Genomic DNA, 13,921 nt, shown 5'->3' on the forward strand with positions numbered 1-13,921 from the left:
ATGGAACTCGTCGCCTTCATCCGCGCGTCCGGCCGCCGCAAGCTTCAGCTGATGTTCGCCCTCAGCCTGCTGGCGGGCATCGCCAATGCCGCCCTGGTCGTGGTGATCACCACCGTCGCGGAACGGGTGGCGCGGGCCGAGCATCCGGGCCTGATCGCCTGGGCGGCCTTCGGCGTGGCCTTCCTCGTCTATTATCTCGCCAACCAGTTCGCCCTGGTGCGTGCGACCACGCTGATCGAGGACAGGCTGAACGAACTCCGGCTCGAACTGGCGGAAAAGCTGCGTCAGTCCGAGCTGCTGACCGTGGACCGGATCGGCCGGGGGCGTCTCTACGGGCTGATCGCCAAGGAAACCAACCACCTGTCGGTGACCTTCCCGCTGATCATGGACGCGATCCAGCAGGTGGTGCTGCTCGCCGTGGCGCTGCTCTATCTGCTCTATCTGTCGCCGCTCGCCTTCCTCTGCTTCCTGCTGGCGGTGGTCGGCGGTGTCTACGGCTACAAGGCGATCAACAACCGGTTCGGCCGCATCCTCGGCCTCGTCGAAAAGCTGCAGGCGCAGATGCTCGACGCGATCGCCGACATCATCCATGGCAGCAAGGAACTGCGCCTGAACGCGCGCCGCAGCGAGGCCGTCTCCAAGGCGTACCGCAAGCGCTCCAACGTGCTCGAGCTGATGCTGGTGCGCACCATCGACCATTGGGTGTCGCTGATCCTGCTCGGCAGCCTGGTCACCTTCGCGCTGCTCGGCGTCGTCGCCTTCGGTTTCCCCGCGCTCGTTTCCGGCCACACGGTGATCGTCTTCCAGCTGGTGCCGGTGTTGCTTGTCTGCCTTGGCACGCTGACGAAAACGGTCGCCCAGTCGCCGATGTTCATGCGCGCCGAGTTCGGCCTGCAATCGATCATGGCGGTGGAACGCGAACTCGACGCCTCGAAAGGCATCTCGACGCACGAGGCGCGGCAGCACGCCCACGCCTTCCAGTCCTTCGAAACCATCGATTTCCGCGAGATCGGCTTCAGCTATCCGGCGGAGCAGGGGGCGGGCTATCATGTCGGGCCGCTGTCGCTCACCCTGTCGCGGGGCGAGGTCGTGTTCCTGGTCGGGGGCAACGGCAGCGGCAAGTCGACGGCGCTGCGGATGATGTGCGGCCTCTATCCGCTGTCGAGCGGACGCATCGACGTGGATGGCCACGCGGTCGAGGGCGCTGCAATCGGCGGCTACCGCGAGCTGTTCTCGGCGATCTTTGTCGACTTCCACCTGTTCGACCGGCTCTACGGGCTCGAGCGCGTCGATCCGGACCGCGTCAACGCGCTGATCGACGAGATGGGACTTGCCGGCAAGGTCCGTTTCACGGATGGCCGCTTTTCCCAGCTGCATCTGTCGACCGGGCAGCGCAAGCGCCTGGCACTGATCGCAGCGGTCCTGGAAGACCGGCCGGTCTATGTCTTCGACGAATGGTCGGCGGAGCAGGATGTTCATTTTCGCGAATATTTTTACGAGACGTTTATCCCGAAACTCAAAGCGGCAGGAAAACTTGTCATCGCGGCAACACACGATGAGCGATATTGGAGCGTGGCCGATAGGGTCATCAAGATGGACCTCGGCCAGATCGAATGGGTGAAGGACCAGGCCGGGCTGGAGGAACAATGAAGGCCTTCATGTTTCCAGGGCAGGGCGCGCAGCGCGTCGGCATGGGCGAAGGCCTGTTCGAGGCCTTCCCGCAGCTCGTTGCCGAAGCGGACGCTGTTCTGGGATACTCGATTTCGCAGCTCTGCCTGGAAGGGCCGATGGAGCGGCTCACCCGGACGCAGTTCACCCAGCCGGCGCTCTATGTGGTCAACGCGCTGACCTATCTCCGGCATGTGCGAGAGAGCGGCGAGCGGCCGGACTTCGTCCTCGGCCACAGCGTTTCCGAGTATGTCGCGCTGTTCGCCGCAGGAGCGGTCGACTTCGCCAGCGGCCTCAAGATGGTGGCGCGGCGCGGTGCGCTGATGGGCGAGGCGAGCGGCGGCGGCATGGCCGCGGTCATCGGTCTCGATGCCGACGGCATTGCGGCGGTGATCGAGCGCAACGGCCTCAGGGATGTCTTTGCCGCCAATTACAACACGCCGCGCCAGGTCGTCGTCTCCGGCAAACGGGAGGCGGTGGTCGCCGCCGAACCGCTGTTCCGCGAGGCCGGCGCCAGCCACTATGTCGTCCTTCCCGTGAGCGGGGCCTTTCACACGCCTTATATGGAGGCGGCGCGTACAGCGTTCGCGGAGCATCTTGCGGGCCTGACCTTCAAGGCGCCCGAGATCCCCGTCATTTCCAACGTGACCGCACGGCCGCACGAGGCTGGAACACTGCGCGCGCGGATGATCGAGCAGATCACCGCGCCGGTGCGCTGGGCCGAGAGCATCCGCTATCTGCTGGCCAAGGGCGTCACCTTCGCCGATGTCACCGAACTGGGACCAGCCGGCAGCGCCGTCGTCAAGCCGATGGTGAAGCGCACGGAACTCGAGGCGGGGCCGCTCGACGCGAGCCTGCTGGCGCGCGAGGAGGCGGAGGCCGCCGCAGCCGCAGCCAGGAACGCCGAGCCGGAGCCTGAGGCCGCCCGCAAGGCGCAGGATGAGAGCGCGCCGCCCCGGGTCAACGGCCATGCGTCCTTCCGCTTTCGCCCGGAAAACCTCGGCTCGCGGGCCTTTTGCGAGGCGTTCGGGCTCCAATACCCTTACGTTGCTGGTGCGATGTATCAGGGCATTGCCTCGGTCGATCTGGTTGAGCGCATGGCCCGTGCCGGGTTGCTCGGCTTCTTCGGGGCGGGCGGCTTGCCGATGGCCGAGGTCGAGCGCGCGATCCTGCGCCTTCGCGCTGAACTCCCAGAAGGCGCGCCCTACGGCATCAACTTCATCGCCCATGTGAACCGCCCGCATCTGGAGGACGAACTCACCGATCTGCTGATCCGGCACGGCGTCGGCATCATCGAGGCCTCCGCCTTCATGGAAGTGACACCGGCGCTGGTGCGCTACCGCGCTGCCGGCCTTGAGGACCAGGGCGGCGGGCGGATCGCCGCGCGCAACCGCATCATCGCCAAGGTGTCGCGCCCCGATGTCGCCTCGCAGTTTCTCGCCCCCGCGCCCGAGCGCCTGCTCGGCAAGCTGCTCGCCAGCGGCGCGATCACGAGCGACGAGGCCAACCTGCTGCGCCAGGTGCCGATGGCCGATGCCATCTGCGTCGAGGCGGATTCCGGCGGCCACACCGACCAGGGCATGCCCTTCGCGCTGATCCCGGCTGTGCTGAAGGTGCGGGACGAGGCGCAGGCCCGCTTTGCGAAATTCGGGCCGATCTTCGTCGGGTCGGGCGGCGGCATCGGCACGCCGGAGGCGGCGGCCGCCGTGTTCATGCTGGGGGCCGACTTCATCGTCACCGGATCGGTCAACCAGTGCACCGTCGAGGCCGGGACCAGCGATGCGGTCAAGGACCTGCTGGAAGGCATCAACGTCCACGACACGGCCTATGCGCCGTCGGGCGAGATGTTCGAGCTCGGCGCCAAGGTGCAGGTGCTGAAGAAAGGGCTGTTCTTCCCCGCGCGCGCCGAGAAGCTGGTCTCGCTCTACCGTCAGCACGAGAGCCTCGACGAGATCGACCCGAAGCTGCGCCAGCAGATCGAGGAACGCTATTTCCGCCGCAGCTTCGACGAGGTGTTCCGCGATGTGGCGCGGAGCTATCCGGCAGCGGAGATCGAGCGCGCGGAGCGCTCGCCCCGGCATCGCATGGGCCTCGTCTTCCGCCGCTACTTCAAGGACACGACCACCTGGGCGCTCAATGGCGATCTCGACCACAAGGTCGACTTCCAGGTGCATTGCGGCCCGGCGCAGGGCGCGTTCAACCAATGGGTCGAGGGCAGCGACCTCGCGCCCTGGCGCGCCCGCCATGCCGATGTCATCGCCGCCCGGCTGCTGGAGGGCGCGGCCGATGTGCTCGGCCGCCGGCTCTCGGTGATGATCGGCACGGGAGGCGGCAGCCGATGAGCCGCGAGGGGGGAAGGGAACCGGTTGCGATCATCGGCGTCGGGCTGCGGCTTCCAGGCGCGGACCGCCTCGCGACGTTCGGCGCGCATCTTGCCGCCGGCCGCTCGCTGATCTCGCAGGTGCCGGCGAGCCGCTGGAATGCTGAGGAGCTGCTGGGCGATCCGGCGCGGGGCAACAGGACCAGCAGCATCTGGGGCGGGTTCGTCGAGGATGCCGACTGCTTCGACGCCTCGTTCTTCGGCATTTCGCCGCGCGAGGCCGCCTGGATGGACCCGCAGCAGCGCTTTGCGCTGGAGATGGCCTGGCATGCGATCGAGGATGCCGGCTACCGCGCGTCCGATCTCGCCGGCAGCCGCACCGGCGTCTACATGGGCGTCTGCCATTGGGACTATGCGGAATTGCTGGAAAAGCACCTGCCGCATGTCGACGCCTATCTGCCGACCGGCATCGCCTTTTCCATCATCGCCAACCGGGTCTCGCATTTCTTCGATCTGCAGGGCCCCAGCATCACCAACGACACGGCCTGCGCCGCGTCGATGACGTCCCTCTACGAGGCGGTACGAGCGCTGCAGGGCGGCGAGTGCGACATGGCGCTCGCCGGCGGCGTCAACCTGATCTGGTCGCCGAACCATTTCGTCGCCTTTTCCAAGGCCGGCATGCTGTCGAAGACGGGCCGCAGCAACGCCTTCGACGATGCCGCCGACGGCTATGTCCGGGGCGAGGGCGGCGCCGTGCTGCTGCTGAAGCCGCTGGAGCAGGCGCTGGCCGATGGCGATCCGATCCACGCGGTCATTCGCGGCATCGGAATCAACCATGGCGGGCGGACGAATTCGCTCACCGTCACCAATCCGCGGGCGCAGGCCGCACTGATCAAGGCGGTGCACCGCGAGGCGGGCGTTGCGCCGGACACGGTGTCCTATGTGGAGGCGCACGGGCCGGGCACGCCGCTGGGCGATCCGATTGAGATTTCCGGCCTGAAGGAGGCCTTTGCCGACCTCCACGCCGAGGCGGGCACCACCCCGCGCGCGGCGAGCTGCGGCATCGGCTCGGTCAAGACCAATATCGGCCATCTGGAGGGGGCGGCGGGCGTTGCCGGCATCGTCAAGGTGCTGATCGCACTGGCCCGCGAGGAACTGCCCGGCAATGTCGGTTTCACCGCGCAGAACCGTCTGGTCGACCTGGCCGGCACGCCGTTCCGCATCCAGAAGGAGGCGGGCCCCTGGCAGCGCACCGAGGGCGCGCCTCGGCGCGCCTGCGTCAGTTCCTTCGGCTTCGGCGGCAGCAACGCGCATGTCTTGATCGAGGAAGCCCCCGAGGTGGAGGCTACGCGCGACGACTGCGAGGGAGAAGTGCACCTGCTGCCCCTGTCGGCAGCGGACGAGGAGCGCCTGCAGGCGCTGCTTGGCGAGCTGCTGGCGGCCGTCGAGGCGCCGGAGGCTCCTGCGCTTGCCGACCTTGCCTACACGCTGCGGATCGGGCGAGCCTCGCTCGAAATCCGTGTCGCCTTCCTCGTCCGCAACCGGCAAGACCTTGCAGATGCCATTCGCGCCCGTCTTGGCGGAACCGAGCATCCGGCCGTGGTGGACGGGCAGGCAGAGACAACCGGCGAGCCGCTGCATGATCTTGCCGCGCGCTTTGTGTCGGGAGAGGACATCGACTGGCTGGCCGCCGGCCTGCCGAAGGGCAGGCGGGTGCGCGCGCCGCTTTATCCGTTCGCGCGCGAGCGGCACTGGATGGACGAGTCGCTCGGCGTGAAGGACGACCGGCCGGCGCCGCATCCGATGATCCACCGGAACGTCTCCGGTTTTGCCGGCCCGGTCTTCGAAAGCTCCTTGCGCGGGCCGGAACTCTTCTGGGCCGATCACAAGGTGCGCGGTACGCAGATCCTGCCCGGCGTTGCTGCGCTGGAAATGGCACGGGCCGCCGCCGATCTTGCCGGGGCAGGCCTCGGCAGCACCTTCGCCCTGGAGGATGTGGTCTGGTCGCGGCCGATTGCAGCGCGCGAGACGCCGGTAACGGTCGAGACGCATCTGACGCGGCAGGCGGATCGCTGCATCGGCTTTACGATCCGCACTGCCGGAGGCGAGGGGCACAACGTTCGCGGCACGATCGCGCCGTCGCCGGAGGCTGCGCCATCCGCGCCCGTGCTGTCACAGCTTCAGGGCGAGCTGCGCGAGGATGTGCCGGTCGCCCTTTGCTATGCGCGCTTGCAGGCAAGCGGCGTCGATCATGGCCCGGCGTTCCGGGCGCTGGCGCGCGTCGCCCGGGGCAGGGGGCGTGTTCTGGCGCAGCTGAAGCTGCCGCGGCGGCTGCATCCGACGCTTACCTCTCTGCCGCTGCATCCGGTGATGCTGGACGCTGCGATCCAGGCCTGGATCGCGCTGGACGAGACCGGCCCGACAGGCGCGGCCGTGCCCTTCGCCTGCCGGCGGGTGGTGGTGCACGGGTCCTGCGAGCCGATGATGTGGGCGCTGGTCACCGAACGGGGAACGCCAAGTGCCACGGCCGCCGTGCGCCATCTGGATATCCACATGCTGGACCGGGACGGCAACCTTCGTGTGTCCTTCGAGGACCTGGCCTTGCGCATCGTCGCCTCGGACGAGACGGCGGTTGAGGCAGATAAGGGCGTGACCGCCGACGATCTGCCCCTGGTGCTGGCAGAAAGCCGCTGGCGACCTGCGCCGGCCGGCACCGGGCAGGTTGGCGAGCGGGATGCTTCGGTCCTGCTTGCGGGCTTCGGCGAGGCGACCCTTTCCAACACCTTCGTCAGAAACCTGTCGGAGGCGAGCGGCCAGGGCGTGAGCGTGCTGGCCGAAGTTCCGGCCGGCGATCCGGCGGCTGCGGCTGCCAAGCTCTTCGATACCCTGCACGCGCGGATCGTCGAGACGATGCGCGACAAGCCGCGCCGCCCCCGGCATTTCCTCGTGCTGGTGCCGGAGAGCCTGCCGCAATCGGTCACGGCCCCGCTTGCCGCGCTCCTGCGCACGGCCGCGACCGAGAATCCGAAGATCTCCGGCGCGCTGGTACGGATCGAGGGGCCGGCGGACGCGGGACGGCTCGCCGGTCTCCTGCGGCAGGAGGTCGAGGCCGCCGACACATTCACCGAATTGCGGCGCCGCGCCGACGGTTCGCGCGAGGCGTTGCGCATCGATCCGGTCGATCTTCCTGCCGGGCGGGGAGAGATGCAGCTCGATCCGGACGGCGCCTACTGGATCACCGGCGGGGCCGGCGGCCTCGGGCTGATCCTGGCCGGCTGGCTGGCGGCGCGCGGCGCACGCAACATCGTCCTCAGCGGCCGCAGCGCGCAGGACGACGGCCGGTTCGAGGCGCTGCGGAAAAGCGGCGCGACTGTCACCTATGCCGTGTGCGACATGGGGGATGCGGCGGCGGTCGAGGACTTGGCGCACCGGATCGCCCGCGAGATCGGCCCGCTCAAGGGCATCGTCCATGCGGCGGGGCTGCTCGACGATGGCTATATCCTGACGCAGGCGGGACGGGATTTCGCGCCCGTCTTCGCGCCGAAGCTCGCCGGCACGCTCAATCTCGACCGGGCGACGCGCGCTGCGCCGCTCGATTTCCTGGTGCTGTTTTCCTCCGTCGCAGCTCGGTTCGGCAATGCCGGCCAGGCGGCCTATGCCGGCGCCAACGCCTTCCTCGACGGCTTCGCCGCCGAGCGCGCGGCGATGGTCGAGAAGGGCGAGCGGCAGGGGCGGACGCTGGCCGTTGCCTGGCCGCTCTGGGCCGAGGGCGGCATGAGCGTCGACATGCCGACGCTGGAGGCGATGGAGCGCCGCTTCGGCACGGTGCCGCTGCCGAGCGAGGCCGGCCTTGCCGCTCTGGAGCGGCTGCTCGTCGCCGGGCAGGCGCCTTGCGCCACTGTGCTCTACGGTGACACGGCGCGCATCGGGGCGTTCCTTGCCGAGCGCGAGGGCGCGGTGGAGAGGCAGGACGCACCTGCCCCCTCGGACGCCCCGCAGGCCGCCGGCGACGATGCAGCGCTTGCCCGACAGGGCGCGCTCTTCGTGCGCGATATCCTGGCCGACGTGCTGGAACTGGAGCCTTCACGCATCCGCCTCAACCGCAAGCTCGAGGAATACGGCCTCGACTCGATCTCCATCGTCGAGACGACCAACCGTCTGGAGGAACGGCTCGGCCCGCTGTCGAAGACGCTGTTCTTCGAATATGTCGACCTGGAAGGCGTGGCCGGCCATCTGGTCGAGAACCACCGGGATGCGCTGGCTGCTGCCCTAGCGGAAGAGGGGTTGAGCGAGGTGGCTTCCCCGCCGGTCACGCCCCTCGAGGCTCCCGCCGAAGTGATCGCTGTGCGCGCGGACCCTGGGCCGAGCGTCTCGCAGCCGAATGCGGAGACCGACAGCCACGCCATCGCCATCGTCGGCCTGTCGCTGCATGTCTCCGGTGCGGCGACGCAGGACGAGTTCTGGGAGATGCTGGCAGGCGGCATCCACGGGTTTCGGCCTTATCCGCAGGAGCGCTGGGACCACGCGGCCCTGCTGCATCCCGAGCGCGACGTCCTCGGCAAGACCGTGGTCCGCACGGGCTGCTTCCTCGACGATATCGACCGGTTCGATCCGCGCTATTTCCGCATTTCCCAGACCGAAGCGGAGCTGATGTCGCCCGAGGTGCGCCTGTTCCTGCAGGCGAGCGTCGAGGCGTTCGAGAATGCCGGCTACTCGCGCGAGACGCTGCAGCGGCGCCATGGCGGGGACGTTGCGGTCATCGTCGGGTCGATGACCAACGAATACGACCTCTACGGCTTCCAGAACATGCTGATGCGCGGCTCGCCCGCCAGCGGCAGCTATACCGGCACCGTGCCCAACATGGTGTCCTACTATTACGGCTTCACTGGCCCGTCCTATTTCCTCGACACCATGTGCTCAGCCGCCTCGACCTGCGTGCACGAGGCGGTGCACATGCTCCGCTCGGGCCGCTGCGAGATGGCGCTGGCCGGCGGCGTCAGTCTGCTGCTGCATCCGCAAAAGCTCATCGCCACCTCGCAGGAGCATTTTACCACCAAGTCGGCCGACGTGATCCGCGGCTATGGCGTCGGCGCCGAGGGAACCATCCTCGGCGAGGGCGTCGGTGCGCTCGTTCTGAAGCGGCTCTGCGATGCCGAGCGCGACGGCGACCATATCCACGGCGTCATCATCGGCACCGGCATCAGCAATGCCGGCGTGCGCAACGGCTTCACGGTGCCCAATCCGCACCAGCAGGCGGTGGCGATCGAGCGGGCGCTCGACGATGCCGGCATCACCGCCGACACCGTGAGTTATATCGAGGGGCACGGATCGGGCACGGCGCTCGGCGATCCCATCGAGGTGAAGGCCCTGACGCAGGCCTTCCGCAAGCACACCGACGCGGTCGGCGCCTGTCCCATCGGCACGGTGAAGAGCAATGTCGGCCATCTGCTCGGCGCCTCCGGTCTTGCCGGCATCGCCAAGGTGGTGGCCCAGCTGGGCAAGGGCATGCTGGCGCCCTCGCTGCATGCCGAGACGCTGAACCCGGACATTCCCTTTGCGTCCTCGCCGTTCCGCGTCCAGCGCGAGCTTGCGCCCTGGCAACGCCCGCTTGGGCGCGACGGGCGGGAGCTGCCGCGACGTGCCGGCGTGACCTCCATCGGCGCCGGCGGCATGAACTCGCATATCCTGATCGAGGAATACAGGCCGCGCCCCAGATCGAGCGGGCAGGCCGGACCGGAATTGCTGGTGTTCTCGGCGATGAACCAGGAACGCCTCGTGGCGCTGGTCCGCCGGCATCTTGCCTGGATGGAGCGCCATCCAGATGCGGATCTCTCCGACATCGCCTTCACGCTGCAGGTCGGGCGCACGGAGCTGCCGTGCCGGTTGGCGCTGGCGGCGAGCGATCTGGCCGACGTCCGCCGGCGCCTTGCGGACTTCGCTGCTGCGCCCGGCGCCAAGGGGGCCTGGCACCATGTCCGCTCGATCCTCGATGTCGACCCGCCGGAGGACGTGGAGCAACTGGCGGCTGCCGTCGCCGCGCGTGACCTCGATCAGGTGGCCGATGCCTGGACGCATGGCGCGGCCATCGACTGGTTCGCGCTCTGGCGGGGCCGCGAGCCGCACCGCGTGCCGCTGCCGACCTATCCGTTCGAACAGGTCCGCTGCTGGTATCCCGAGCAGCCGGACGCGCCCTCTGTGGTCAATCCGCTGGGATCGCGGCTGAAGCTGCATCCCTTCGTCGGGCGCAATGTCTCGACGCTATCCGGCCTGCGCTACGAGACCGATATCCATCTCGGCGAGTTGCTGGATTATGTGCACACGCAGGGCCGCCGGCAGACGGTCCTGCCGATGGTGGCGGTGGAGACGGTCGCGGCCCTTGCGCGGATCGCCGGACTTGCCGGTCCCGTTTCGGTTGAGGGGCTACAGGTGCTCGGTCTGCCCGACTGGCCTGCGGTCAAGACCCTTACCCTGACGCTGGAGCCGGCGGGCGACGGGTTCCAGGCTCGTGTTGTCGCGTGCGATGGAGAGGCGACTGAGACGCCCTGGCTGCAGGGGCGGGTTGCAACCGGCGCGGCGCGCGATGGGCAGGTCGATCTCGACGCCCTGAAGGCTGCCAGCACCGAGGTGCTGGATCACGCGCGGATCTATGGCGACCTTGCCCGCAATGGCCTCGGTTTCGGTCCCTATCTGGAGGGGATCGCGCGCGCCTTCCGTCTTGCCGGTGGCGGCCTTCTCTGCGAGCTGCGCGAGGACGCGCCGCAGCAGGACTGGTTCCGCAGGAACCTGGCCCTTCCCTCGACTGCTCTCGGTGCGGCCTGGCAGGCACTGCAGCTGCTGACCGGCGGCGGCGAGGCGCTGGTGCTGGCGGGCGCCGGCCGCGTGATGGTCTCAAACGGCGACGTTACCGCCGTGCTCTGCCAACCGGGCCGCGACGGGGCGTTCGACTTTTCGTTCCTGGGTAAGGGCGGGCGCATCGTCGCGCGCTGCGAGGGCGTTGCGGCCGTCCCTCTGGCAGAATTCGCAGCAGCACCATCCATCCCGTCGCCCCAGCCGGCAACGACCGTCGCACAGGACACCGGTAAGACGGCGGACTGGGCGGCGCAGGAGCTTCGGCGGATCGCCGCCGGGATCCTGAAATTCAATCCGGACGATGTCGGGCCGCGCGAGCCCTTCCACGATCTCGGCTTCGATTCCATCTCGCTGACGCGCTATGCGGGCGAGATCGGATCCACCTTCGGGATCGAGCTCTCGCCGGCGATCTTCTTCGAATGCGAGCATGTCGAGGCACTGGCCGAGCATCTGGTGCGCCGGCATGGGATCGCACCGCCGGTCGAGACCGCTCCCGCACAGCCCGTTCGCGCCGCGCCCCTGGCCGCAGCCCCGGTGCCGACCATCTCGCAGCTCGTCGCCAGCCCGTCCGGGACGGCGCCAGGCGACCGTATCGCGATTGTCGGCATGGCTGGTCGCTTCCCCGGCAGTCCGGACGTCGACAGCTTCTTCGACAACCTGTTGGCCGGGCGCGATCTGACGGGTGACCTGCCGCTCGAGCGGTATGGCGAGGCCTATCGCGAACGTGTTTCGGCTGCGTCCTTCCCCCGGCGCGGCGGGTTCCTCTCCGAGGTTGACCGCTTCGACGCAGCCTCGTTCCGCATCTCGCCGGCGGAGGCCGAGCGGATGGACCCGCAGCAGCGGCTGCTGCTGGAGACCGCCTGGCACGCGGTGGAACACGCCGGCATCGAACCGTCCGGCCTGCCGAAATCGACGGGCGTCTTCGTTGGCGTGACCAGCCTCGACTACGCGGCGCTGCTGACGGCGCACGGGGTTGCGGCGGATGGCTATGTCGCGACCGGAAACTCGCTCGCCATGGTCGCCAACCGCGTGTCCCATGCCTTCGACCTGTCCGGCCCGAGCGAGGCCATCGACACGGCCTGTTCCAGCTCGCTGGTCGCCCTGCTGCGCGCCGCGCAGGCGCTGAAGGACGGGCGCTGCGAGGCGGCGCTCGTCGGCGGCGTCAATCTTTGCCTCGCTGCGGAAGGGTTCGAGGGGCCGCACAATGCGGGCATGCTGTCGCCGGACGGACGCTGCAAGAGCTTCGGCGCTGGGGCCGACGGCTATGCCCGCGGCGAGGGCGTCGCGGTGCTGGTGCTCAAGCGGCTGAAGGATGCCGAGCGCGACGGCGACCGCATTCTCGGCACCATCATCGGCGGCGCGCAGAACCATGGCGGCCGCGCCGGTGCGCTGACCGCGCCCAATGCGAAGGCGCAGGCGGCGCTTGTCGAGGAGGCACTGGCTGGGATCGATCCCGCGACCATCGGCTATATCGAGGCGCATGGGACCGGCACCCATCTTGGCGATCCGGTCGAGGTCAACGGCCTCAAGCGGGCCTTCGCCGCCCTGACCGGGCGCGAGAGCGTTGCGGAGCCGCATATCGGGCTCGGCACGGTCAAGTCGTCCATCGGCCATCTGGAAGCGGCGGCGGGGCTTGCCGGTGTCGTCAAGGTGCTGATGGCGATGCAGCGGGGGGAGCTGCCGCCAACGCTCCACTGCGACGAGATCAATCCGCATGTGGAGCTTGCCGGCAGCCCGTTCCGTCTGGTGCGCAGCCGCGAGGCCTGGCCTCGGGCCTTCGACGCGGCCGGTTCCCCTCTGCCGCGCCGGGCCGGCGTCAGCAGCTTCGGCTTCGGCGGAACCAACGCCCATGTGGTGCTGGAGGAGCATCTCGCCGAAGGGCGGGCGCAGCGTCCGCCGTTGCCGCCGCGCCGCTTCGCCGCAACGCGCTACTGGATTCCCGGGGTCTCGCCTGCGGACGAGACGCTCGTCTTCGTGCCGGAATGGCGAGAGCAGGAAGCCCCGGCCGGAGGCTTTGCGGGCCGGCGCATCGTTGTTGCCTGCGGTGTCGACGTCGAGGCCCGTCCGGGCTGCGAACTCGTCTCGCTGGCGCCCGGCAGGGACGGCGTTGCGGCACGCTACGGCCGTGCGGCCACGCATCTGCTGAGCCTGCTGCGCGACCTGGTGAAGGAGCCTGGCGAAGGCAAGGTTCTGGTGCAGCTGGCGCTTTCGCCGGCGCGCGAAGGAGCCTTGCTTGCGGGCCTCGGCGCAATGCTCGACACCGCTGCCATCGAGGATCCGCGCATTCTGGGGCAGGTGATCGAGCTTCCCGAGGGACTTGCGCCCGATCATGCCGCCCGTCTGCTGGCGAGCGAGGCCGGGGCACCGACGGGCGCGCGCATTCGTCATGCGAACGGCCGGCGGTTCGTGCGGGGCTGGCGAGAGGACGCGGGGGGCGCGAAGCCGTTCGCATGGCGGCCGCGAGGCGTCGCGCTGGTCACCGGCGGCATGGGGCGGCTCGGCCGACTGGTTGCGCGCGATATCGCGCAAACGGCAAAGGGGTCGGTGTTGGTTCTGACCGGCTCTGCGCCGCTCGACGACGCCCGAGGGGCGTTCCTCGACGAACTCCGGGCGTTGGGCGCGGTTGCCGGCTACCGGCAGGTGGACATGGGCGATCCGGACGCGGTCGCAGGCCTCGTATCCCATGTGATCGAGGTGCATGGCAGGCTCGACGCGGTGGTGCACTGCGCCGGGACGCTCCGCGACGGACATCTCGCCTGGAAACGGGAGACGGATCTTGCCGAGGTTCTCGCCCCCAAGGTGACCGGCGCGCTCGCCCTGCGCGAGGCATGCAGCGGGCTGGATCCCGATACCTTCGTGCTGTTTTCCTCGCTGGCCGGTGCGTTCGGCAATGCCGGGCAGGCGGATTATGCCGCCGCCAACGGCTTCCTCGACGCCTTGGCCGGGCAGTCGGGCAGCCGGATCGTCTCCATCGGCTGGCCGCTGTGGCGCGACGGCGGCATGGCGGCCGGCGACGAGGTGCAGGCGGCGCTGTTCGAGCGCATGGGGCAGCGGCCGCTGGAAACGGATGCGGGCCTTTCCGCG

General features: G+C 69.0%; 3 protein-coding genes (1 of these 3 only partly in view). All 3 read left to right on the top strand.

Annotation, left to right across the window (positions count from 1 at the left end):
• Tightly spaced (each overlapping or abutting the next), the 3 genes in view from GH266_RS20535 to GH266_RS20545 form a layout consistent with a single transcriptional unit that may run on beyond the window.
• Positions 1-1,650 carry a cyclic peptide export ABC transporter gene (locus tag GH266_RS20535; RefSeq protein ID WP_158195492.1) on the top strand — a complete coding sequence of 550 codons (1,650 nt, stop codon included), beginning with the start codon at positions 1-3 and terminating at the stop codon, positions 1,648-1,650.
• Positions 1,647-4,010 carry an ACP S-malonyltransferase gene (gene fabD / locus GH266_RS20540; protein WP_158195493.1) on the top strand — a complete coding sequence of 788 codons (2,364 nt, stop codon included), beginning with the start codon at positions 1,647-1,649 and terminating at the stop codon, positions 4,008-4,010. The genes GH266_RS20535 and fabD overlap by 4 nt, the downstream gene beginning before the upstream one ends.
• A protein-coding gene (locus tag GH266_RS20545; protein WP_158195494.1) for an SDR family NAD(P)-dependent oxidoreductase crosses the window boundary here: on the top strand, positions 4,007-13,921 show its start. 10,776 nt of this gene lie beyond the right edge of the window; 9,915 of the gene's 20,691 nt are visible here — the first part of the coding sequence; the start codon lies at positions 4,007-4,009; its stop codon lies off the right edge, out of view. The genes fabD and GH266_RS20545 overlap by 4 nt, the downstream gene beginning before the upstream one ends.

Origin of the sequence: Stappia indica (assembly GCF_009789575.1) — a bacterium.
Taxonomy (GTDB): domain Bacteria; phylum Pseudomonadota; class Alphaproteobacteria; order Rhizobiales; family Stappiaceae; genus Stappia; species Stappia indica_A.